The sequence below is a fragment of the Acetobacter tropicalis genome (assembly GCF_001580915.1).
Lineage (GTDB): Bacteria > Pseudomonadota > Alphaproteobacteria > Acetobacterales > Acetobacteraceae > Acetobacter > Acetobacter tropicalis.
In genome coordinates this window covers 17,580-41,286 of sequence record NZ_LHZQ01000209.1, presented here as the reverse complement: position 1 = coordinate 41,286, position 23,707 = coordinate 17,580, and the positions used below count along the sequence as shown (strand labels likewise).

Here is a 23,707-nt window from a genome sequence, read left to right as displayed (position 1 = left end):
AAGGGGGGCGGTCGTCCTTTCTGGTTTTGGCATCAGGCATGAACTCGAACAGAGGGAAGGGCGGCTTGCGCTGCCCCTTGGGGGGTAATGTTCGCCATAGCGGGTGCGGATCTCATCCTCAATAGGCGTATCCTGCCTCCTGTATATGGGAGAAGTGGCCAGGGGTTACAGGGGGAGCACACGGAATGGCTGGTCTGATCTCTCTTTCATGCCCGGTTTTCTCCATTTTTTCCAGTGTCCCGATGATGTGAGGCAGGTGTGCGCTGGCCTGGGGCGCTAAACCGGCGCAAGATCACGGCGTTTTCAGCCGGATCGGCCTCGTGCCTGTGGCTGGCGATCATGCAGCAGGAGCGCAGGCATTATGGTGGAGCTATCTCCTCCCCCGGAAGGGGCTGATCCTTCCCAACACACACCATCCCCCCTTAGTCCCACGTCTCAACTGCATGTGGCCACGGCGGCGCTTGTCGCGTTAGAGCACACGTTGGGGCGGTTCTATCGGCTGGCCCTGACAGTGGTGGTGCTGGCCATTCTTTTCCTGCTTATCAGCACCGGCGGGCCTGTGCTGATGGTGGTGTGTGCCTCTGCGCTGGTGGCGGTTGTGCTGCACGGGGCCGCACAATGGATCACCCACCTGCTGCGCCTGCCGGAATGGTTATCCGTGATTGTGCTGGTGATGGTGATTGCAGGCGCGCTTACGCTGCTGGTGCATATTTCCGGGCCGGATATCATGGTGCAGGCCAGCCATTTGCGCACGGCCTTGGAAACACAGATCCGCACCCTGCGGGATACGTTGAACAATGATGCGCTGGGCCATCTGCTTATGGACCATATTCCGCAATCCATGGGCGGAAACCAGACGGGGCCGGGGGCGCGGAGCCTTGGCGCGGATTTTGCCGGGTCCATGACCAATGTGCTGACCTCTACCTTCGGCTCGGTCGGCACGCTGATCGTGATTGTGATTGCGGGTATCTATTTTGCGCTCTCCCCCCGGCTGTACGCTAACGGCGTGTTGCGGCTGGTGCCGGAAGGGCATCGGCCACTGGCGCGCAAGCTGCTGCACACCATCGGCCATACGCTGGGCGCGTGGGTGGCAGGGCAGATGCTGGATATGACAGTGGTCGGCTTTCTCACCTGGTGGGGCCTGTGGGCCATAGGCATGCCGCTGGCGTTGCCGCTTGGGCTGATAGCGGGCATGTCCAATTTCATTCCCTATCTGGGTGCATTTCTGGGGGCCACGCCCGCGCTGTTGATCGGGCTTTCCGTCAGTGGGCGGGAGGCGCTTCTGGTGCTGGGCCTGTATGCCGTGATCCAGACTTTTGAGGGCTATGTCATGTCCCCATTCATTCAGAAACGGGCCGTGAGCATGCCGCCTGCGCTCACCATTTTATCCCAGACCATTTTCGGGGCGTTTCTGGGGGCGTGGGGGTTCATTTTTGCCTCCCCCATAACGGCAGTTCTTCTGGCCGTGGCTACCCAGCTTTCCGCGCCGCTCAAACCCAAGGATGAAATCTGATCTTGCGGGGCGACTGCCACAGGTGCAGGCCGCAGAAAGCGGAAGAAAGGGTAAGATAATTTCCGTTTTCACAAACCCTCTGGCGCGATAGGGTGCGGCGGCAGTAAGCCGCAAGAGGGGAGGCGTTTCGGTCATGGATGCACGCAAGCCGCTGGATATGTTTGCCGTCAGCCTGACGGCTGTCCTGTGTCTGTGCTTTGGGTTGCAGCAGATTGTGCTCAAGGTCGCAGCGCCCGATATGGCGCCCATCCTGCAAATTTCCCTGCGGTCCGGCCTGTCCGCCCTTCTGGTCTGGCTTTACATGGTCTGCGGTGGCGAAAAACTGAACCTGTTGGCGAACGGCATATGGAAACCCGGATTACTGGCCGGGGTCCTGTTTTCTCTGGAATATCTGATGGCCGGTGAGGCTCTGCGCTACACATCGGCCTCCCGCACCACGGTATTTTTATACACATCGCCCATTTTTGCCGCCCTTGGGCTGCATGTTCTGGAAAAAACGGAACGCATGGCTCCGCTTCAGTGGGTGGGGATACTGCTTGCGTTCAGCGGCATTGCGCTGGCCTTTTTCGGCCAGGGGGGCTCGGCAGATGCCGCCCATGGCCACCAGATGCTGGGCGATTTTCTGGCGCTGATGGCCGGTGCGTCCTGGGGCATGACAACGGTTGTGATCCGTGTGTCCCGGCTTGCGTATGTCTCTGCCAAACAGACATTGATGTATCAGCTTGTGGCCGCTTTTGTTCTGCTGCTCGTCAGTGCAGTGTGTTTGCAACAGACCGCCTTTACCCTCACGCCCCGGCTGGTTGGCAGCGTGGTGTTTCAAGCCACCCTTATTTCCTTTGCGGCTTTTCTGGCATGGTTCTGGCTGCTGCGGCATTATCAGGCATCGCGCATTGGTGTGCTTGCGTTCATGACGCCTCTGTTTGGGGTCGTGCTGGGCTACTGGCTGCTGCATGATCCGCTTGAGCCCGGTTTTCTACAGGGTGCTGCGTGCGTGCTGCTGGGTATTGTGCTTGTCAGCGGTTATGCGTGGATCGGGCAGGGGCTGCGCAGGCTTTGGCCCTTCTCCCGTTTTCAGGCCTGAGGGGGGGGCATTGTTCACGGGGCGTTTTTCAACCGGCCCGGTCGTGTGGTTCTCACTCTCGGCTTGCAGAATGCAGTTGCGAAGACGCAAAGCCTGCTCAGGCCTGTTTGTTATGACACATGACTGCTCAGCATTTTGTGGTGGCTTTTTTCGCACCGGAACCCTCTATAGTGCACGCCCGTGTTGCCAGTTCAGAACAAAAGAGGCCAATGGCTATGCCCGCAGAGTACGAGAAGTTTCGCAACCTCAGCCCCTTTGAACTGAAGGATCTGCTCATCCAGCTTGCCTCCGGGCGGGCGCAGCACACCATGCTGGATGCGGGGCGCGGCAACCCGAATTTTCTGGCCACAACGCCCCGGCAAGGATTCTTCCAGTTGGGGTTGTTTGCAACGGCAGAATCAGAACTTTCCTTTTCCTATATGGCAGAAGGGGTAGGGGGGGTGCCCCGGCGTGATGGCATAGAAGAACGCTTCAACGCCTTTGTGGCCGCCCATAAGGATGAACCCGGCGTTGCGTTTCTGCGGCGTGCGCTTTCCTATGTGCGGGATCAGCTTGGCCTTTCTGCCGATGGTTTTTTGCAGGAAGTGGTGGCCGGTATTCTGGGGTGTGATTATCCAACCCCGCCGCGCATGCTCAAATATGCAGAAAAGATTGTGCGCCATTACCTTATTCGGGAAATGGCCGGTGGCGCCATGCCTGAAGCCACAACGGACCTGTTTGCGCTGGAAGGTGGCACGGCGGCCATTAGCTATATTTTTGCCTCCCTGCGGGAAAACGGGCTGATCAAACCCGGCGATAAAGCCGCCATCGGCATGCCGGTCTTCACCCCGTATGTGGAAATACCGGAACTGCGGGATTACCAGTTGCAGGAAGTGGCCATTAACGCTGCGCCTGAATGTGGCTGGCAATATCCAGACAGCGAGTTGGATAAACTGCTGGACCCCGCCGTAAAAGTCTTTCTGGTGGTCAACCCCAGCAACCCGCCATCTGTGAAAATCAATGATGCCGGGCTGGCCCGCATTGCCGAGATTGTCAAAACAAAGCGGCCTGATCTGATTATTGTCACGGATGATGTCTACGGCACGTTTGCGGATAATTTCCGCTCTCTTTACAGTATTTGCCCACACAATACGGTTCTGGTCTATTCTTTCTCCAAGTATTTTGGCTCCACCGGCTGGCGGCTTGGGGTTGTGGCAACCCATGTGCAGAACGTGCTGGACCGCGCATTGGCGGCCCTGCCGGAAGATGAGAAACAGGCGCTGGACAAACGCTATGCCTCTCTGACCCCCGATGTGCGTGGCCTGAAGTTTATTGACCGTCTGGTGGCGGATAGCCGCAGCGTGGCGCTGAACCACACCGCAGGCCTTTCCACCCCGCAACAGGTGCAGATGACCCTGTTCTCCCTTTTTGCGCTAATGGACGGACGGGATGCTTACAAGGCCGCTCTGAAAAACCTGCTGCACCGGCGGGAACTGGCCCTGTACCGGGATCTGGGCGTTTCCGCGCCGGATGATGCTGGCAGCACGCATTATTACACCCTGATTGATATGGCCAAGGTGGCCACCCAGCTTTACGGTACCCGCTTTGCCCGTTGGCTGATAACGCGCGTGGATTATGAAACCATCCTGTTCCGCATTGCAGAGGAAACAGGCGTTGTGCTGCTGCCCGGCATTGGCTTTGCCGTGCGCAGGCCATCCGCCCGTGCGTCCCTCGCCAACCTGAACGAGTATCAATACGCCAGCATCGGCACAGCCCTGCGCCGCATGGCGGATGAATATTACGCCCGTTACAAGCAGGAAAAAGGAGCAGAGGCACCAGAAGCCAGCGTTGCCCCAAGCCCCAAACCGAAAGGTGCAGATCCTATTAACGGCTGAAAGATGAAGGATAGTACTTTCTTCAAATTATGAGAGTGCTTTTCATGTTTTAGGCGGTCTCTCCCCGGCAGGAATTTTATCAGTCATTTGCCGGGGAGGAGGTGTTTTCGAATAAGCAACATTTCCGTGATGTTGGTGTTTTTCTTTTCTGATGCAAAAAATTCCCGCTACACGCGATGCTTATGATGGAAATTACAAACCACGGCAATGGAGGAGTTGGAAAGAAAAGAAGTCTCTTTCATCCAGAATAAACACAATATAATTGACGATCCTGCTGAATTAATCACCATCAAGACTTATGGAAAAGGGCTCTATAATGTTGATCAGGATCAGCAGGGTATAGGTTAAGTATGCTCGCGGCTCTATAGCAGACTTACCATACGGGTGGTTGTTGGGGCTTCCAGCATCTGGGTATTCCTGCTGGGATAAGAGGCACTGAAAGAAGAAATTACTCCACGATTGCAATTGGGCTTTATGCTGCTGCTGCGGGTTATTCAGAAAATGATCTTCTTTCGTAAGAAAATACGTATGCAAAAGTGCGCTCTAAATTTGGAAATGAACCAAGAAGTAGTCCCTATCCTTATTTACCGCCAAGAAGCAGCGACAATACGCTACTAGGATTTTATCATGAAAAGAATTTCAGTCAGTAAATATAATCTGGTAAACAGTTTATGGGAGGCATTTTTAGCATATATCATCTTCTCTTATATATTTGCGAATAGTGGTTTTTTCAAAAACTTCGATAGAATTTTCAGCAAAACTTTTGATTCTTTTCTGGCGTCTTTGGCGGTTTCCGTGTGGATTTTCCCATATTTTTTATTTTTGTTCCCTTTTATTGTTTTAGCATTTTTTCTATAAAGAAAAGTTTGTTTTTTAGAAAATAGATCTCTGGTTTTAAATTTTATTTACAGGTTATTTGTAGATTTTTTTGTTCTTTATAATTTGTATGTTTCTTTTATTTCTTTTTTCTGGTGTATCAACCCGAGTTGTAATTATGACAATGAAAATATTCTCATCACTCCTACCCCTTCCTACTGTACTCATAAATTTTTCCTTCTTAAGGTTTTTGATTCGTTCATATTTTTCTGGGGGCGCAATATTATTGCTGTGTTTGTTTCTATTTTTATGAGTTCCCTACTGGTTTCTGGTTGGGAAAACTTTCGGGCGTGGAGAGAGCACAGAAGATCTTTGATGCGGTCCTTAATGTTGCAGGGGCCAGACGGGGTCCGGTTACAGAGCTTACCAACAGGTAATATGAAATAATGGGTAGAATGCCGCCTTTCAGTTGACAATGATTATCAGTTACAGTTAATGCGCAGCCCCGGTGCAATGTGTAGGGTGCGAGTCAGCAATGTGTTTTCCGTGTAGGACGGGTGGCCTTCTTCTGGTGGTGATGAGCGTGGGGGGCTTGAGTGCAGAAGCATTGGCGGACCCATTGATCGCCCGCAGTGCAAAAGCCAGCAAGGAAACGCAGGCAGGTCTTGCAGCACCCCCCACCGCAGCAGGTGCGGGCGCAGTTTCAACTACTGGGGCTCCGGGCTCCTCTCCTCGCCCATCAGGGGGAGAAAGTGCGGTTGCGGCTAAGTCCGAGGTGGTTACGGTTACTGCCACAGGGCTTTCGCATGCCTCGGCTTCCACCAAAACACGCACACCCATTATTGAATCGCCTCAGTCCATTTCCATCGTGAACCGCGAGGAAATAGAACTGCGTGCGTCCCCCACCATTGCGGATGCGCTGGCCTATACAGCCGGGGTGCAGTCCGAGCCCTCGGGTATTGATAGCCGTGTGGATGAAGTGTCGGTGCGTGGCTTTGGTGCTGGCGGGTTTTCGTCAAACAACAACTTTGTGGATGGTCTGCGCCTGCCTTCTGGCGGGCAATGGACCCGCACATCGTTTGACCCGTTCGCGCTGCAACAGATTGAGGTGCTGAAAGGCCCGTCTGGCGCACTGTATGGGCAGACGGCCCCGGGCGGTGTGGTGAACCTGGCCACCAAGCGCCCCACGGAAAAAAGCGAAGGCGAATTCTTTCTGCAAAGTGCTGGCTTTACCGGCATGGATAACTGGCAGGGGCAGGCCTCTGGCGATGTATCTGGCAAGCTCAACCATCAGGGCACGGTGCTGGGGCGCGTTGTGGCGCTGGCGCGGTATGGCGGCACGCAGGTGGATGATGTCATGCTGGGGCGCTACTACGTCTCGCCCAGTCTGACATGGAAGATCACCCCGCACACCACATGGACGTTGCTGGCCCAGTATCAGCGCGATCAGGGCGGTTCCACCTTCCAGTTTATGCCAGCCACGGGCACGCTGTATTCGTCCAAAGGCCGCCATATTGCCAATAATGCCAATATTGGTGAGCCGGATTGGGATACATTTGACCGTAATCAGGCGTTGGCTGGATCTTTTCTGGAGCACAAATTCAGCAAATACCTGACCGTGCGCAATAATACCCGCTACACCTATATTGATACACTCTACCGTGCCACCGTGCTTTCCGGTGATACGCTCAAGGCCTGTCCCCCTTCCATTACCGGGTGTGTTGCCGGAGAAACGGTAAACCGCCGCGCGGTGGAAGGGCGTGGACGCTCGCAGGGTGTGGCGACGGATACCCAGCTTGAAGGGCATGTAACCACCGGCCCGGTGCGGCATCTGCTGCTGGCGGGCACGGATTATTTCTACACCAACTGGGAGCACAGCCGGGATTTGGTCAACTCCTCCCTTGTGTTGCCCATGCTCAATATTTTTGACCCCGTGAAACGTGGTTCCGCAGGTTACGCCAATGCGTTGGCTCCGCAGATTTACACCTCCACCCTCAGCCAGCAGAACGGCATCTATTTTCAGGATCAGCTCAAGTTCAACCGCCTGCGTGTGACCATTGGCGGCAGGCAGGACTGGGCGCGGGATGAAACCCTGAACATCCTGACCCAGAAGCGCTACAATACCCGTTCAGATGCGTTCACGTGGCGGGCAGGGGGCGTGTATCTGTTTGATAACGGGCTGGCCCCTTATTTCAGCTATGCGCAATCCTTCCAGCCTCAGGTTTCTGATCCCTCAACGGCCCTGAATGGTGTGCCGTTCAAGCCCACCAAAGGGGACCAGTATGAGGCTGGTCTGCGCTACCAGTACGGCAAAAGCATTTATGTCACCTTCGGCGGGTATCAGATCACCCAGACAAACATGACAACGCCAGACCCCAACGGCACCCTATGCGGCAACGCAACCTGCCTTGTGCAGACCGGCAAGGGCCGGGTGCGTGGGCTGGAACTTGAAGGCCGCGCCACCCTGCCGTGGGATATGGCCGTTATTTTCACCGGCACCCGGAGCGATGCCCGCGTCACGCAATCCAACACAGCATCACAGGTGGGCAATTATCTGCCACAGGCCCCCAAATGGATGGCCTCCCTGTTTGTGGATCAACGGTTCCGGCACGGCTTTTTTGCGGGGCTAGGGGTAGGCGGCGGCGTGCGTTACACGGGCCATAGCTATGGTGACACCAACAACACACTCTCCATTCCCGGCTATACGGTGTTTGATTCCTTCCTGCGGTATGATTTTGGGGTGGCGCATCCGCAGTACGATCATCTGTCGTTTTCAGTCAATCTGCGCAACATTGCCAACAAACGCTTTGTTTCAACCTGCACCGGTATTTCCGCCTGTTATTATGGGCAGGGACGCAGCTTGACAGCAAGACTGGAATATCGCTGGTGAGCACGTCTGTTTTCCTGATCGGAGCCAGTGTGCTGGCAGTGGTGGGCGGCATGCTGTGTTATCTGGCATCCCGCAATCAGCTTTTGCTGGTGCGGCCGCCTGACGCCCGCCTGTGCCTGCTGGCCGGGAGTGTGCTGGTGTGTGGAGCACTTGCCCTGTTGCTTCAGGCCAGAAGCCCCGCCACGGCAGTTTTCATGGTGGTGACCCTGCTTATGGCTGTGTGGTCCCTCCTGCCACTGGGTTTGGCGCTGGCCAGAAACAGGAAGAAAAACCCATGAGCACACAATCTGCTTTGTTAAAAGCCGAACCCCTTTCCAGCCGCAACTGGTTCCCCAAGGTCTCGGCTGCCGTTGTGGCTGGCGCGGTGCTGACGGTGGGTATCATGGGGGTAGTGGGGGTGCTGTGCCATGCTGATGGGTCACCCCGCACGCTGTCTGCCCAGTTCCTGCTGTGGTTGGTGCCTCCTGTATGGTGCAGCCTTTTGGGTGCGTGCTTTCTTTTCCGTTCCGGGAGGCAGGCCTGGGGCGTGCTGGCCGTTGCCAATGTGCTGGTGTGGGGCCTGTTTTTTGCCATTCGGGGGCTGGCATCATGAAAATTCGGGGTGACATTGTCCGCACCTATCGGGATGCACACAGTTGGGTGGGCATTATTGCCGGGTTGTTCCTGTTTGTGGCCTTTTATGCCGGGGCCATCACCATGTTTGAGCAACCGTTGCAGGAATGGGCTTCTTCCGCCACGCCGCGTCCGGCTCCTACCCCATTGGAGCGCATGCCTTCCCTGATGGAAAAGCTGTTTTCCGCCCATCCGGAAGCCGCACGCAATTACAGTATTGCCCTGCCAGCCGCCACGCCGGGGCAGGGGGAGTTTTCATGGTCTGCCGCTAAACCCGGTGCCCACGGGCGCGGCGGACCTACGACACAAGTGAGCCTGAGCGAGACGGGTGAACTGATCACGGTTCAGCGCCATCCGTCGGCAGTAGCACACTTTGTGGATGAACTGCACCAGCAGGTTAGCCTGCCGTTGCCCCATATGGTCAGCCGGTATCTGATGGGCACGGTAGCGCTGCTTTATGCCGTGGCGCTGATTTCTGGCGTTATTGCGTTTCTGCCGGGTTTGGCAAAAAACCTTTTTGCTGTTCGTCTGGGCCGCAATAGTAAAAAAATGTGGCTGGACATGCACAATCTTCTGGGTGTGTTTTCCCTGCCGTTTCATCTCATCATGGCGCTGACATCAGTGGTGTTTGCGTTCCATGAGCCCATTTTTGTAACGCAGCATTTCCTTCTGGGCGGTAATCACGCTTCTCACCACACGCAGGCTGGTGCGGACCATGGGGCGCGCGGCCAGCATGGCGGCGCAGACCCTACGGGCGCGCATCCGGGGCGCCCACAAGCAGGATCATCCGATACCGCTCCGGCGGCTCAGGGTGGGCAGCCAAATCTGACACAAGGTGACGCTTCCCCCGAACCTGCCCAGCCTTTGCCGTTGCCTCCGCAGCAGATTTTAGCGGCTCTGGCCCGGCAGGCATCTGGCTTTGTGCCGGATAGTCTGAATTACACGCAGCGGCCGGGGGCGGGGCTTGTGTTGAGTGTGGCTGGGCATGATCCGCGTTACAGTATGCGGGGGCCTGTCAGCGGTTTTGCTGAGGTTAATCCTTATACGGGCAGAGTGACCTCCACGGATTATCTTCCGGGCCATCAATCCACTGGCTTTTCCATTATCACCACATTTTTTGCCCTGCATTTTGGCAGTTTTGGTGGTGTGGCCGTGCGGTGGGGGTATGTTGTACTGGGGCTGGGGGGCGCGTTTCTGTTCTATACCGGCAACAGGCTATGGGTGGCCTCCCGTCAGAAACAGGAGCGTAAAAGTGGCCGCGTGGAAGATACGCGCGGCACCCGTTTTCTGGCCTGCCTGACCTCTGGCTGTGCTTTGGGGTGTGTGGCTGGAATTTCCGCCGTTTTCTGCGCTGTACCGTTTCTGCCGCAAGGGGGAACATACTCGGCGGTTATGCAGCTTTATTATGCTGTTTTCTGTGTGTTTGTTGTGGCCGCTTTTCTGCTGGGCAGTCAGCGGTGTGACCGTGTTCTGCTGGCAGGGGCTGGTATTTTAACCGCACTGGTGCCTGTCTCGGTCAGCCTTGCAGGGCATGGCGGGTGGCTTTCGCCTGTTACGCAGGCTATCGGGCTGACATCTGTGCTGGTGGGCGTTTTTCTGCTGGTGTGCGCTTTCAGAAAAGTCCGTCTGCCGCCACAGGGCAGGGTGTCTGCCTGACCGCTGTGCAGTCTTCCAGCGCGTGTAAGCACAACTGGCGTGAACCGTGCTGGCAGGACTGTTTCCGGTTTCCTGTCCGTAAGGGTAGAACCATTGTCGGCATCAAAAACAGAACCATTGCACAGCATGTAAAAAAGGCGGGAGCCCGAAAGCCCCCGCTTTTTTGATGTCAGATTGTAAAGAAACGTTTCTTGATCAGTCGTTTTTTCCAAAGGCTGGACGGGTGGCTTCAAACAGGAACCATGTGCGGCGCTCTGTTTCATCAATCCAGTTTTCAATCAGGCTGGCGGTTGCCACATCATTGGCATCATCACACAGGGCATGCACTTTGCGGAGCTGCTTGGTGAGGGTGAGGTTATCATCCCGCAGCTCGGCCAGCATGTCTTCCGGGGTGACGTACAGGGCATCATTATCCAGAATCTGTGTGCGACGGCCAATTTCCCCAACGGAGTGCAGGGTGGTGCCACCAATCTTGCGGGCGCGTTCGGCCAGCGGATCGGTCATGGCAAAAATCTGATTGCTCTGTTCGTCCAGCAGCACGTGGTAATCGCGGAAATGGCGACCGCTCATATGCCAATGGAAATTCTTGGTTTTTACATAAAGGGCGAACACATCCGCCAGTGTATCAGCCAGACCAATCGATACTTCTTTTACAGCATCGGCTTTCAGGTCTGTTGGCGTGCCCAGATATTCTTTGACATGAGCGGCCTTGGCATCAATTGCTTTGGTAGCGGGAGCTGATTTACTCATAAAACCCGTCCTTTTTTCACCATTAAAATACCGTGTCATCACGGTCAGGCGTGACGTATAAGGATGTAGGTGGCCTTAAGTTGCATGCAAGGGGCCATGTATCAGCCATGAATATGGCGCAGGGATAGGGCGCTGCGCCTCGGCTCCGTCATTCAGCCTTAAGAGGGCGGTCCAGCAGGCGGCTGCGGGCTTCCTCAAGGGTTAGGGTTTTTGCCAGAAAATCCGACACGGTTTCAATAATGGGCACTGCCACGCCATGGGCGCGGGCCAGCCCCAGCAGGGCGCTGGCGGTTGTTACACCCTCAGCCACGCCGGGCAGGGCGGCGGCTGCATCCTCCGCACCAGCGCCACGGCCCAGAGCCAGCCCCATCTGATAATTGCGGGAGGCTGCCCCCGTGCAGGTGAGCACCAGATCTCCCATACCAGCCAGACCGGCGAGGGTTGCGGGCTGGCCGCCCAATGCCGCCGCCAGCCGTCCGGTTTCTGCCAGTCCTCGTGTGATAAGGGCGGCGCGGGCGTTTTCTCCAAGGCCAGCGCCCATGGCGGTTCCTGCAGCAATGGCAATAACGTTTTTGGCGGCGCCGCCTAACTGTACGCCGGTACAGTCGTCACTCGCATACAGCCGGAATGTGGGGGAGGAAACGGCAGCAGCCCATGTCAGGGCCTGCTCCATGCGGGGAGCGGCCACCACGGCGGCGGCGGGTAGGCCTGCCGCAATTTCGTGCGCAAAGTTAGGCCCGGAGAGGACTGCGCCGGGACATTCAGGCCGCACCCGCGCCAGAACATCCAACGGGAAGGTTTGGGAGGCACGCTCCACCCCCTTGCAGCACAGAATGGCGGGCACGCCTTGCGGTAGCAGCGGCAGAACAGACGCCAGATGCTGTACCGGCACAACAACCAGAATAAGGTCCGGTTTGGCGGGAATGGTGTCAGACACAGTTACGTCAGCAGGGAGAGGCCAGTCTGGCAGGCGGGGCATGGCCCCTGAAGGCAGGCGGGATGCCGGATTGCGCGCCCATACCTGCACACGCGCCCCTGTGCGGTGCATGTGTAGCGCCAGTGCGGAGCCCCACGCGCCTGCGCCCATAACCAGAATATGCCTGTTCATGGCATCAGCCGTGCCAGATGTGGCCCCAACAGGCAAGCAATAGAGCTGTGAAGAAAGCGGGAGGACGGTGTTTCAGGCGGAAAGGGCGGCTACAGAGGCCGTCTGCTGAATCAGGCCGGCCTGCACCTGTTTCATGCGGGCTTCACGCAGAAGGCAGACCACACCGGGCACGCAGTTGCCGCACTGGGCTTTGCAGCCTTTGGAGGCATAAATTTCACGCGGGCGGGTAGCCCCACCAGCAACGGCGGATTCCACATCTTTGTCCGTCAAGCGATTACAAGAGCAGATGACCATCAAGATCGTCCCGTTCTGAGTCTGACATCGTGACCATACACGAATGAGAACTATTCGCAATGCACTTTCTGCAAGTTCTTCACGCGGGGCAAAGAGGCTCCGATGGGCTGAGCATTTCCGGTAGGGAAAGGATGGCTGCGTGCGGCTGTGGAACAGGCAGAAAAAGCAGGCTGGCAACCGCTATGTGGGGGCGGGTGGCAGAAAACCAAGGTGTTTACTGCAAAAAAGCGACTCTTTCCTACAACGGGCAGGTTTTCTACAGGTTCACGCCTTGGAGGTCACAACGCGCTGGGAGGAGCCTGCCGCATGATCATGGCGTGAGAGCACAATAACGAGCGCAAGAAAGGCCATGCATTCCGTGTAAAGCAGCGTCATGACAAGTGGGGGCATAAGAGCCATACCATCAACCGGACCGGGAGAGCGCGCGAGAATGATGGTTACCGCAATTAGCGCGGACGTGGAAAGAATCGCGGTGGTTGCCAGCATCGCCATTCGTCCCTGCCACACGACCTGTTGTTCTGCCGGAGTGCGGTCTGCTCCACCCTTGGCGTAGAAAGCATGATGGTTTTTGACATGCGCTACAAAAACACAGGACAGCACCAGCAGCGCACTGGCTACGGAGTGCACGGCTTTGAATGGGCCGAGAAGTGCTACGGCGTAGAGAAGCGTTTCTGCTCCGGCCACACAGAGCACCACCCAGAGGGGTGGCGCTTTTTTCAACTGCGGTGTGGCGGAAAAGTCCATCAGGCCCAGCCGCCTGAATGGCGCCGTAACGCCCAGCGCGGCTTTATCCAGCACAGCAACAACGCGGTCTGCAAAGGACGCGTGGGGTGGATACGGCATGTGGTGGCCCCGTGTGGCTGGTGTCTTGTAAAAACAGAGACACTGTAAAAGCGTATCCTGCCCGTGTTCAACATAAAACCGTTACGGGAGGGTCACATCCACTCGGGCGCTTTACTCGCTGGCAACGGGCAGAGCAGAAGGGGGCACGCGGGTGGCGGCAACAGGAAAAACCCAGTCATACGCAATATTGAAGAAAAACGCATAAACCAGATAAAACAGCGCGAGCGAAAAGCTCATGGAAAATGCCTGCGGAATACTGACGCGCAGATACCACGCAATGGCGGGCAGCAGCACAACCTGCAACCCGGCCTCAAACAGCAGCGTGTGCAGCACGCGCACGCCAACACTTTTGCGGGCCGAGCCTGTCAGACGGTGCAGGGCGTGATCAAACCCCAGATTATATATGTAGTTCCACGCGGTGGCCGTTATGGCGCTGCCGACACCAATAAAGCCCATATCTTCCGTGTGCAGGCCAAACAGATACGCCCCCACGGGAATAACCAGCGCCAGTGCCACACATTCAAACAGCAGGGCGTGGCGCACACGGTCTGACGGGGAGCGCAGAGGAGCGGGAGCAGAATCGAGCGTTGACATGCGCGCAACCTATCTCCTACCCAGAGAAAAGAAAGATAGAACCTATCTGGAAAAATGATAGATGAGCGTTTCTCTGGATCAATTGCAGGCATTTGTTACGGCAGCGGAAAAGGGATCTTTTTCTGCGGCAGCCCGCCTGTTGGGTAAGGCGCAGTCTGCCATCAGCACCCAGATCAGTAATCTGGAGGTGGATCTGGGGCTGATGTTGTTTGATCGCTCTGGCCGCCAACCTGTGCTTACGCAGGCGGGCCTGCGCCTGCTGCCAGAAGCCCGCGTGGTGCTGGAACGGCGCGAGCACCTGATAGGGGTTGCGCATTCTTTGGAAGAGCAGGTGGAAAACAAGCTGGTGGTGGCCATAGATCAGCTTTACCCCGAACACGCGCTGGGCACGATTTTTTCTGAATTTGCAAAGAATTTTCCCTATGTGCAGGTGGAAATCCTGTTTCCGCTTATGGAAGATGTCGGCCAGCTTGTGCTGGAGGGCGTGGCGGACCTGGGCGTGATGTGGCAGCAGGACCACCCGCAGCCGGAGCTTGCCTTTCAGGCCATTGGGTATGTGCCGCTTAAGCTGGTGTGCGGGCGTACTCATCCGCTGGCCCACAGGCAGGTAACGTGGGAAGACCTGAAACGCTACCGCCAGATTCTGGTGGCCACCCGTGGGCGCGAACAGACACGCCAAAGCCTGCGCGTGGCGGCGGATGTCTGGTGGGTGGAAAGCCACTGGGTTATTCTGGAAATGGTAAAACACAATATAGGCTGGGCATTTGTCTCAGACCATGTGCTGGCGGCCTCTCCCACAGCGCCGGATATTGTGGCCCCCAACCTCCAGTTCGATGCCGGAGAACGCCTGACCCCTCTTGTCACCGTGTGGCACAAGAAGCATCCTCATGGTCCTGCCGCCCAATGGCTCCGCAACCGCCTGCGCCAAGGCGGTATTCCCGGTGTTACGCATCCGTCGCGCGAACCCTGATCACCCATCAAAATCCCGGCAGGGTCGCGCACGCGTCAACTCATTATAAAATAAGAATTTTTTCAAACACGCTGATCCCAAAGCGTTCAGCAGCAGCACTCGCAGCCACCAGTTCGCGCAAAAAGCGCATTCCGCCCAGCCCCAGACAGGTGCTAAACCTACACCGTCGCTCCCCGTGCGGGAGCGTGGATAGAAACTCGAGTGTGGTAAGTAGTATCTTATGACAACATGTCGCTCCCCGTGCGGGAGCGTGGATAGAAACAGCAAACGTATCAGACACTGAGGCTGAGGCTGTTGTCGCTCCCCGTGCGGGAGCGTGGATAGAAACTCCTTCACTAGCCGCAGAAAGCTGGGGAATTGGCCTGTCGCTCCCCGTGCGGGAGCGTGGATAGAAACTTGTAGAGGCCAAGGACATCGTTATAGATTTCCATGTCGCTCCCCGTGCGGGAGCGTGGATAGAAACAGGCGGTTAATCAGATCAAACCGGGCTGCACCCGGTCGCTCCCCGTGCGGGAGCGTGGATAGAAACAATCTGAAAATGGGTAGCCGCTTCCGCTCTTATGACGTCGCTCCCCGTGCGGGAGCGTGGATAGAAACTTCAAACCACGCGATGTCAGCCCCTTCCAGAGACGTCGCTCCCCGTGCGGGAGCGTGGATAGAAACTGGCCTTACTGGATCAAGGATACTCGCGCCGATCGTCGCTCCCCGTGCGGGAGCGTGGATAGAAACCACATGCAGCACAACAGCCTCCCCCTGGATGACAAGTCGCTCCCCGTGCGGGAGCGTGGATAGAAACAAAGGACACAGCGGAACCGGAACCTTTGATTGGGCGTCGCTCCCCGTGCGGGAGCGTGGATAGAAACTGCTCGGCGCTCAGCCTGATCCAGCATCTCGGAGGTCGCTCCCCGTGCGGGAGCGTGGATAGAAACGGGATATCCCCGTAGCCGCCGGTGTCCCGGCACTAGTCGCTCCCCGTGCGGGAGCGTGGATAGAAACTGGACGATGCCTGCTGTAGAGCCGCTTTTGCCTGGTCGCTCCCCGTGCGGGAGCGTGGATAGAAACACGAAAATGATGTCACCCGAAGGGGTCATTATCCGTCGCTCCCCGTGCGGGAGCGTGGATAGAAACCTCCCAATCCAGAAAGGGATGGTCTGTATGCAATGTCGCTCCCCGTGCGGGAGCGTGGATAGAAACTCTGGCCCTCCAACGATGGTTATGGCTACAGCAGGGTCGCTCCCCGTGCGGGAGCGTGGATAGAAACATCTGCCAGCCAGCTCTCCACGTCCTCTGGAGATTGTCGCTCCCCGTGCGGGAGCGTGGATAGAAACTGTCCCGCAACAGCAATACGGCCAACGTCATACGTCGCTCCCCGTGTGGGGGCCGTGGGTAGAAATATGGGGGGAGAGCACGAATTGGTCATGTTCTCTGGCGGGCCACATGCAGGCGCGTTGGCGTAAGCCGGGAGGAGAGAACTAAAGCTCTTGCGGGCTTCAGGGCATCTATGCGCAGAGTGGAGGTAAGGATTGCTTAATAAGCAATGGTGACAGGTCATTCTGAATGATTACATTTTATTAAGAATAAGTGATACCTGAGGGGAAGGGAGGTCAGTGGTTCTTTACGCGCACTCTCTCCCTGCTCCTGCAGACAAGGCGCGATGGGAACCTTTGCGAGAGCATCTTGAGTGTGTCGCGCAAAGAGGGGCGCTTTTTGCACAGCCATTCGGACTGGCCATGCTCGCGCGGGCTGCGGGGCTTTTGCATGATATTGGTAAAGCATCTGCGGCGTATCAGGCTTATATCAGTTCAGAAGTCAGCCAGAAGGGACCAGATCACAGCACGGCGGGGGCACGTGAGGCTGTAACGTTATATGGCCAGCAACTGGGGCGTTTACTCGCCTTTGTTATCGCGGGGCACCATGCAGGGTTGGCCAATGCTGTGAAAGGCCGGTATGAGGACGGCCCTTCAGCCCTGTTGGCGCGGTTGGATAAAGAACATTATCCTCTTGAATGCTATGAGCAATGGAAAACGCTGGCGCTTTCCTTGCCGGAACGCAAACAACTTTTGCCAGGAAATAGCCTGAAAGAGAAATCGGATTATCCGGGGTTCTATCAGTATTTTTTAACGCGCATGCTGTTTTCCTGTCTGGTAGATGCTGATTTTCTGGAAACAGAACGGTTTTATGCTCAGGCAGAAGGCTTGCCGCCACCAGCCCGAGGCGGAGAACTTTCCGCGCGCCATGTGGAGGCCATACGTGCCTATATGGCCAGCCGTCGGAAAACCGATACGCCGCTCAATATCATGCGGGCGGAAATACTGGACCATGCAATCAAAAAAGCAGAGGAAAAGCCGGGCCTTTTTACCCTGACAGTGCCAACAGGCGGCGGCAAAACACTGACCTCGCTCAGTTTTGCGCTGGAACATGCCTTGCGGCACGGCTTGCAGCGCGTGATTTATGTTATTCCCTATACGTCTATTATCGAGCAGACTGCACAGGTTTTTCGGGAGGCGTTGAGCCTGCCCGATGATATTCTGGAGCACCATTCCAATTTTGATTGGGATGGCCCCGGCCCGAATAGTGAGAATGATAGCGAGCAGGAGGGGCGAGACGGGCTGGACAAACTGCGGCGTGATGCAGAAAATTGGGATGCGCCAATTATTGTCACCACGACAGTGCAGTTTTTTGAAAGCCTCTTTTCCGCCCGGACCAGCCGATCTCGTAAATTGCACAATATAGCAAACAGCGTGATTGTGCTTGATGAGGTGCAAACTCTGCCTTTGCCGCTTCTGCGCCCGTGTATGGCGGTTCTGGAGGAACTGGCAAACCAGTATAAAACCAGCGTTGTGCTGTGCACCGCCACACAATCTGCTTTGCGTAAATGTGACGACGCTCTGCCGCCCCAGCGGGAAGGCGCTCCCCGGCAAGGGTTCGCCATAGGCGGGCAGCGTGAACTGGCTCCGCATCCAGAACATTTATATACCCAACTCAAGCGGGTGCAGGTTGAATGGAACCAGACACCCGTAACGGATGAGGAAATAGGCAGGCGGTTTGAGCAGTGCGAGCAGATGCTGTGCATTGTCAATACTCGCGCCCATGCGCAGGAACTTTATGCCCACATTGGCCAGATGCCGGGCGCACGACATCTGACAACGCTAATGTGCCCCATGCATCGCCGTAAAATTCTGGCGGAAGTGAGAGAGGATCTCAAAGCGGGCAGGCCGGTCAGGCTGGTGAGCACAAGCTTGATAGAAGCCGGTGTGGACGTGGATTTCCCAGAAGTATGGCGTGCGGCGGCGGGACTTTCCTCCATTGCTCAGGCCGCAGGGCGATGCAACCGGGAAGGGCGTATGAAAGGGCTTGGGCGGACTGTTGTGTTTGAAGCCCTTGATCCTGCCTTCCAGACTCTGTCTGAGCCTACAGAGCCTCCTGTCTTGCCAAAATTACGTATGCTGCGGTCCACGATACCGTTTTGGGAGGCTACGCGGGCCGTGCTGCGGAGAGGATTGGACCCGCTCAGTTTAGAAGCCGTACACGCCTATTTTCAGGAACTTTACTACAACAAGGGGTATCAGGCTCTGGATGCCGCTACCTTGCCGAACGGGAGAGGACGCAGCACATCTTTTTCCATTCTGCCCGATATTGCTGAAACCGTTGGCAGCTTCACGTTTTCCTTTGCTACCATTTCAGCCGCGTTTCGTATGATTGATACAGCCTTGGAGCCTATTATCATCCAGTGGGATGAAACGGCACGCACTCTGATCTCAGATCTGGAGTATGCGGACTATCCGCCTGCCGGTGCTCTACGTAAACTTCAACATTATACGGTTCCTGTTCCCCAAAAAGTGCGTATGCAGTTTGTGGCGGATGGTCTGTGCCGTGTCTTGCGGCAGGAGCAGTATGGAGATCGTTTTGTGGTGCTGGAGGCGGACAATAACAGCCTGTATAGCATGGAAACCGGCCTTGAACTGAAAGACCCGTCCTACAGAACGGAAGAAAGCAATATCTGGTGATCCCGAAAAGTATAAACCCTTCAGGGTAACTCAGGATCTCATACCATGATGCGCAAATTATGTTTCAATCCACGTTCAAGCGACTAGATAACTTGAACGACAAAGCTTTGGGGGTATTGATAGCTAGGTGGAGCATTTGCTGTCCAAGGGGCGTTATGTCCCGAAGTAAATGTTTGTGGCGCCACATCAACCAAAGCGGAAGGGATAGGAAGCACAAGTGAGATTTTGATGGCAAGAGCGAAGGTGCGAACATATGCACGGGGAGGAGTTTTTTTAACCCACCATGATGGTTTGTTATTCACAATATGTGCTTTATATTATGATGTGTTTTTCTGTGTGACTCCCTTACCAAGGTACTGGGGAGTAAAGCAAGTGTGTTTGTTTTGGCAGATGAGGTGAGGTTGTTTGCCAGTGTGGGTGTGAAGTGATTTTACAAATTCGATACTTGTTTTCCTGATTGGGGGTATAAATCAGCGGAATAAATTAAAAATTTCTATTATTATTAAAGGGGGTATAAAAATATTTGTTTTACAATTTTTCTAAAATCGGTCATTTAATCTTAATGTAATTGTGATGGTATGAGGGCTCTATGGGGGTAAGACTGCATATCTGGGGCGAACGCGCCTGTTTTACCCGTCCGGAGTTCAAGTCTGAACGTGTTAGCTATGATGTGATCACACCATCGGCAGCACGTGGAATACTTGAAGCTATTCACTGGAAGCCTGCCATCCGGTGGCATATTGACCGTGTTCATGTGCTGAAGCCCATTCAGTTTGGCACCATCCGGCGCAATGAGGTTGGGGCCAAAGCCAACGCCCGCAATGCCGCCACGGCCATGAAGGCAGGACGTACGGATGGGCTGGGGCTTTCTGTTGAAGAAAACCGGCAGCAACGGGCGGCAACTATCCTGCTGGATGTGGCTTATGTGATTGAAGCCCATTTTACCATGACAGAGAAAGCTGGTCCGGGTGAAACAGCGGCAAAACATATCAGTATATTCAATCGGCGCGCAGAAGCCGGGCAGTGCTTTCATCGGCCGTATCTGGGTACGCGGGAATTTGCAGCGGACTTCGCTCTGTTGCCGGATGGCGCGCCACTGCCAACATCCACTTTTTTGGCGCAGGAGGATGCGGCGGAGAATATAGATCTTGGGTGGATGCTGCATGATATTGATTTTGCGCATGGCAATGTATCACGGTTTTTCCGTGCCCATATCCGCAATGGCGTGATTGAGGTGCCCTCAGCAGACAGCCCGGAACTGGCAGCATGAAAACGGAAATCCGTCAGGGGCCATTGCAGGCGCTGGTCCGGTTTTATGAACGCATGCCAGATGCGGAAGAGCCAGGCTGGAGCCAGGAAAAATTCGGCTGGTCCATTGTATTGGATAAAGCTGGAAACGTGGTGGATGTGAAGGATCTTCGCAACCATGATGGTAAAAAGCCTTTTGATACCCTTATGAAAGTACCTGCCGCAGTCAAACGCACTGCTGGAATATCTCCCAATTTTCTATGGGATAAATCAGCCTATGTTCTGGGGCGAACAGCAGGCGCGGGCAAACGCACGGCGCAGGAACATGCGGCTTTTGTGCAGGATAACTTGGAAAAGATAGGGGAAACGCAGGACGAAGGTTTACTGGCGTTCAAGGCGTTTTTGCAAAGCTGGTCTCCTGCTCGGTTTGATGCTGCGCCGTTCACACCGGACATGCTGGACGCGAACATCATGTTCGAACTGGATGGAGACAGAAAACGTCTGCATGAACGTCCGGCAGCCAAGAAACTGGTGGCTGAGTTGGCGCAGACAGGAGGAAGCGAACCTGAAGAGAGTTTCTGTCTGGTAACAGGTCAGCATTGCGCGCCTGCGCGTTTGCATCCGGTCGTCAAAGGGGTGCAGGGAGCACAAACTGCTGGTGCAGCGCTGGTCTCTTTCAATAATGATGCTTTTACATCCTATGGTAAGGCGCAGGGGGAGAATGCCCCTACATCGGAACTAGCGGCGTTTCAGTATGGCACCGCGCTGAACCGCATGTTGCAGAAAGGGAGCCGTAACCGCCTTTCTCGCCCCATAGGTGATGCCACTCTTGTGTTCTGGGCAGATGCCGCAGATGCAAAGGTGGCGGAAGAGGCTGATGAACTTGGCTGTCATCTGCTGGCCATTGAAAATCTGGATGAAACCGAAAGCCGCAAAATTGGTGATGCACTCGAAAGTATTGCCAGAGGCCGCAGGCCAGATGAGGTTTGGCCATTTTTGACCGAAGGAGTGCGCTTTCATGTGCTCGGTCTGGCTCCTAATGCCGCGCGTGTTTCGGTGCGTTTCTGGTTGTCTGATTCCTTCGGGGCTTTTGTGCGCAATATTGCCCTGCATTATCAGGATATGGCGTTGGAGCCAGCGCCATGGCGCAAATTGCCGTCTCCTGCACTTCTACTCGCCAAAACAACTGCCATGCAGGAAAAATTTGAGAACATTCCAGCGCATCTGGCAGGAGATCTGATGCAGGCCATTCTTTCGGGTGGCTTTTATCCGCGCACATGGCTTTCCGCCACCATCATGCGGTTGCGGGCAGGCGATAACCCCGAAAACGGCTGGCACGCCGCTGCTATCCGCGCTGTATTGCAACGGAAAAAGCGCAAAACCAACCCAAGCCTTTCAGAAAAGGAGAGCATACCCGTGAGCCTGAATCGGGATTATCCGAATGTAGGATACCAGCTTGGCCGCCTGTTCGCGGTGTATGAACTGGCGCAGAAGGGCGCATTGGGTGGGCTGAACACCACCATGCGCGATAAATATTTCGGGGCAGCATCCGCAACGCCTGCCAGTATTTTCCCTGTTATTATTCGCAACGGGCAGAACCATCTGGCAGCGTTGCGGAAAAAACTGCCGGGGTGGGCAATCCTGATTGAAAAAGAGTTGGAAGAAATATTCGACCGTATTCAACCGGCGGAGCCTCTTTCCTTTCCGCGCTCTCTGCCGCTGGAACAACAGGGGGAATTTGCTCTGGGGTATTACCAGCAGCGTAAGGCCAAACTGGCCGGACAGAAAGACGGGCAAGCCCTTCCCGAACAGGGTGTTGAAGAAGAGGAAGACAACGCATGAGCACCGCAGCACCCGTTACAAACCGCTATGAGTTTGTCCTGTATTTTGATGTCACCAATGGCAACCCGAACGGAGACCCGGACGCAGGCAACCTGCCGCGGCTGGACCCGGAAACCAACAAGGGGCTGGTGTCAGATGTGGCGCTCAAACGCAAGGTGCGGAATTACATTGCCGATGTTCAGGGTGATAAAGCCGGCTTTGAAATTTACGTCAGTGAAGGGGCCACGCTGAACGTTCAGAACAAGCGCGCGTGGGCGGCCATTGTTCCGGAAGCCAAGAAGGATGAAGAGCTGAAAAAGCTGCCCAAAGATGTGGAAAAAGCACGCGCGCTGACCCAGTGGATGTGCGCCAACTTCTGGGATATCCGCACTTTTGGCGCAGTCATGACCACGGGGGTCAATGCAGGACAGGTGCGTGGGCCGGTGCAGTTCACGTTTGCTCATTCTGTAGAACCTGTTGTGCCGCTTGAAATTTCCATCACCCGTATGGCTGCCACAACCGAGGCCGATGCTGAGAAAAAAGGTGGTCGCACCATGGGCCGCAAGCATATTGTGCCTTATGGGCTGTATCGGGTGCATGGGTTTGTGTCCGCACCGCTGGCGTCTCATCCTGTAAAGGGCACCGGGTTTTCCGAGGATGATCTGGAACTGCTGTGGTCTGCTCTGAGCAACATGTTTGAAACGGATCGGTCCGCCGCGCGGGGTGAAATGGCCACCCGCAAGCTGGTTGTTTTCAAACATGCAAGCGCTCTGGGCAACGCCCGTGCGCAGGATCTGTTTGATCGGGTCAAGACTTATCGCACCTATCAGGGCTCCAGCTATCAGGTGGACCATGCGTCCAGCCACAACCCGGCCATGGATAACTGGCCACCCGCCCGCTACTGGAATGATTACCGCATTGAAATAGACAGCACGAACCTGCCTAAGGGTGTTGAGATTATCGAGCGGTAACGCAGCATGATGCCAGAGCCGAAAGCGCAGGAGGAGGAAGACCGCCTTGTTCCCATTTCGGCTTTGCAGCACTACCTGTTCTGCCCGCGCCAGTGCGCATTGATTCACGTGGAACAACAATGGGCGGAAAATGGTGCCACGGCGGAAGGCCGTATCCTGCATGAAACGGTGGATGCCGGATTACCTGAACGCAGGCGGGGTGTGAAGATCCTGCGGGCCGTGCCTTTGCGCTCTTTCCTGCTGGGGGTGTTTGGCAAGGCGGATGTTGTGGAACTGCACGGCAAGGGAGAGATGGCCCGACCTTACCCGGTAGAATGCAAACGGTGCAGCCTCAAACCGCATCGGGCGGATGAGGTGCAGCTTTGCGCGCAGGCCCAGTGCCTGGAAGAAATGTTCGGCTGTCCGGTGCCGGAAGGGGCGCTGTTTTATGGCAGGCCGCACAGGCGCACCATTGTTGTGTTTGATGAGAACTTGCGCGCTTTGACGCGGGATATCGCGCAGACCGTACAGGCTTTGTTTGCATCCGGGCAAACACCGCCGCCCGTGTGGCGCAAGGCGTGTGGGCAGTGCTCTCTGGAGGAAATGTGTCAGCCGCGCCGGTTGGAGAAAAAGGCATCTGCTCAGGCCTGGTTTCTGAAAACTCTGGAAAGCTGAAGGCT

Annotated in this window: 18 protein-coding genes and 1 CRISPR repeat array; of the genes, 13 read left to right on the top strand and 5 right to left on the bottom strand. The window is 55.8% G+C overall.

What is annotated here, in order from left to right:
- The first annotated feature begins 361 nt into the window (after nucleotides 1-361).
- The 7 genes from AD944_RS09720 (at nucleotide 362) to AD944_RS09685 (ending at nucleotide 10,442) form a co-directional block, all read left to right on the top strand.
- Nucleotides 362-1,513, top strand: a complete 1,152-nt coding sequence (locus AD944_RS09720; RefSeq protein ID WP_236709148.1) for an AI-2E family transporter — start codon at nucleotides 362-364, stop codon at nucleotides 1,511-1,513.
- 133 nt (nucleotides 1,514-1,646) lie between these two features.
- The gene (locus tag AD944_RS09715) at nucleotides 1,647-2,594 is read left to right on the top strand and encodes a DMT family transporter (protein ID WP_045541660.1); all 948 of its coding nucleotides are present in this window, start codon (nucleotides 1,647-1,649) and stop codon (nucleotides 2,592-2,594) included.
- Between the two features lie 215 nt (nucleotides 2,595-2,809).
- On the top strand, nucleotides 2,810-4,468 hold the full coding sequence (locus tag AD944_RS09710; protein WP_045541676.1) for a bifunctional aspartate transaminase/aspartate 4-decarboxylase: 1,659 nt from the start codon (nucleotides 2,810-2,812) through the stop codon (nucleotides 4,466-4,468).
- A 1,351-nt stretch (nucleotides 4,469-5,819) separates the two neighbouring features.
- Nucleotides 5,820-8,174, top strand: a complete 2,355-nt coding sequence (locus tag AD944_RS09700; RefSeq protein WP_045541655.1) for a TonB-dependent siderophore receptor — start codon at nucleotides 5,820-5,822, stop codon at nucleotides 8,172-8,174.
- Nucleotides 8,171-8,452 (top strand): hypothetical protein, encoded by a 282-nt coding sequence (locus tag AD944_RS09695; RefSeq protein ID WP_052427100.1) that lies wholly within the window; start codon nucleotides 8,171-8,173, stop codon nucleotides 8,450-8,452. The genes AD944_RS09700 and AD944_RS09695 overlap by 4 nt, the downstream gene beginning before the upstream one ends.
- Nucleotides 8,449-8,766, top strand: a complete 318-nt coding sequence (locus tag AD944_RS09690; RefSeq protein WP_045541654.1) for a hypothetical protein — start codon at nucleotides 8,449-8,451, stop codon at nucleotides 8,764-8,766. Before AD944_RS09695 ends, AD944_RS09690 begins: the two co-directional genes overlap by 4 nt.
- Nucleotides 8,763-10,442, top strand: coding sequence for a PepSY-associated TM helix domain-containing protein (locus tag AD944_RS09685; protein WP_045541653.1), 1,680 nt, complete (start codon nucleotides 8,763-8,765; stop codon nucleotides 10,440-10,442). The genes AD944_RS09690 and AD944_RS09685 overlap by 4 nt, the downstream gene beginning before the upstream one ends.
- 195 nt (nucleotides 10,443-10,637) lie before the next feature.
- Here AD944_RS09685 and AD944_RS09680 read toward each other — a convergent pair whose 3' ends face one another.
- The 5 genes from AD944_RS09680 to AD944_RS09660 form a co-directional block, all read right to left on the bottom strand.
- Nucleotides 10,638-11,192: a Dps family protein gene (locus AD944_RS09680; RefSeq protein ID WP_035379885.1), complete on the bottom strand. Its 555-nt coding sequence runs from the start codon at nucleotides 11,190-11,192 to the stop codon at nucleotides 10,638-10,640.
- 148 nt (nucleotides 11,193-11,340) lie between these two features.
- Entirely contained in the window at nucleotides 11,341-12,300 is a 960-nt protein-coding gene (locus tag AD944_RS09675; RefSeq protein WP_045541657.1) for an NAD(P)H-dependent glycerol-3-phosphate dehydrogenase, read from the bottom strand.
- 72 nt (nucleotides 12,301-12,372) lie between these two features.
- Nucleotides 12,373-12,594: a (2Fe-2S)-binding protein gene (locus tag AD944_RS09670; RefSeq protein WP_082741161.1), complete on the bottom strand. Its 222-nt coding sequence runs from the start codon at nucleotides 12,592-12,594 to the stop codon at nucleotides 12,373-12,375.
- Between the two features lie 264 nt (nucleotides 12,595-12,858).
- Nucleotides 12,859-13,437: a hypothetical protein gene (locus tag AD944_RS09665; protein ID WP_045541652.1), complete on the bottom strand. Its 579-nt coding sequence runs from the start codon at nucleotides 13,435-13,437 to the stop codon at nucleotides 12,859-12,861.
- A 111-nt stretch (nucleotides 13,438-13,548) separates the two neighbouring features.
- Nucleotides 13,549-14,031 (bottom strand): PACE efflux transporter, encoded by a 483-nt coding sequence (locus tag AD944_RS09660; RefSeq protein ID WP_045541651.1) that lies wholly within the window; start codon nucleotides 14,029-14,031, stop codon nucleotides 13,549-13,551.
- A 61-nt stretch (nucleotides 14,032-14,092) separates the two neighbouring features.
- On the opposite strand from AD944_RS09660, the gene AD944_RS09655 reads away from it, so the two are divergent.
- The 6 genes from AD944_RS09655 to cas4 all read left to right on the top strand — a co-directional run bounded on the left by AD944_RS09655 (nucleotide 14,093) and on the right by cas4 (nucleotide 23,702).
- The gene (locus AD944_RS09655) at nucleotides 14,093-15,001 is read left to right on the top strand and encodes a LysR family transcriptional regulator (protein ID WP_035379893.1); all 909 of its coding nucleotides are present in this window, start codon (nucleotides 14,093-14,095) and stop codon (nucleotides 14,999-15,001) included.
- Nucleotides 15,002-15,166: 165 nt separating this feature from the next.
- Nucleotides 15,167-16,329: direct repeats of the CRISPR family, unit length 32 nt; unit sequence GTCGCTCCCCGTGCGGGAGCGTGGATAGAAAC.
- Nucleotides 16,330-16,608: 279 nt separating this feature from the next.
- Nucleotides 16,609-19,008: a CRISPR-associated endonuclease Cas3'' gene (locus tag AD944_RS09650; protein WP_045541650.1), complete on the top strand. Its 2,400-nt coding sequence runs from the start codon at nucleotides 16,609-16,611 to the stop codon at nucleotides 19,006-19,008.
- Between the two features lie 589 nt (nucleotides 19,009-19,597).
- The gene (gene cas5c / locus AD944_RS09645; protein ID WP_045541642.1) at nucleotides 19,598-20,278 is read left to right on the top strand and encodes a type I-C CRISPR-associated protein Cas5c; all 681 of its coding nucleotides are present in this window, start codon (nucleotides 19,598-19,600) and stop codon (nucleotides 20,276-20,278) included.
- Entirely contained in the window at nucleotides 20,275-22,098 is a 1,824-nt protein-coding gene (gene cas8c / locus AD944_RS09640) for a type I-C CRISPR-associated protein Cas8c/Csd1 (RefSeq protein WP_045541641.1), read from the top strand. The genes cas5c and cas8c overlap by 4 nt, the downstream gene beginning before the upstream one ends.
- Entirely contained in the window at nucleotides 22,095-23,048 is a 954-nt protein-coding gene (cas7c, locus tag AD944_RS09635; protein ID WP_045541640.1) for a type I-C CRISPR-associated protein Cas7/Csd2, read from the top strand. Before cas8c ends, cas7c begins: the two co-directional genes overlap by 4 nt.
- A 6-nt stretch (nucleotides 23,049-23,054) precedes the next feature.
- Nucleotides 23,055-23,702: a CRISPR-associated protein Cas4 gene (cas4, locus tag AD944_RS09630; protein WP_145912784.1), complete on the top strand. Its 648-nt coding sequence runs from the start codon at nucleotides 23,055-23,057 to the stop codon at nucleotides 23,700-23,702.
- The last annotated feature ends 5 nt before the right edge of the window (nucleotides 23,703-23,707 follow it).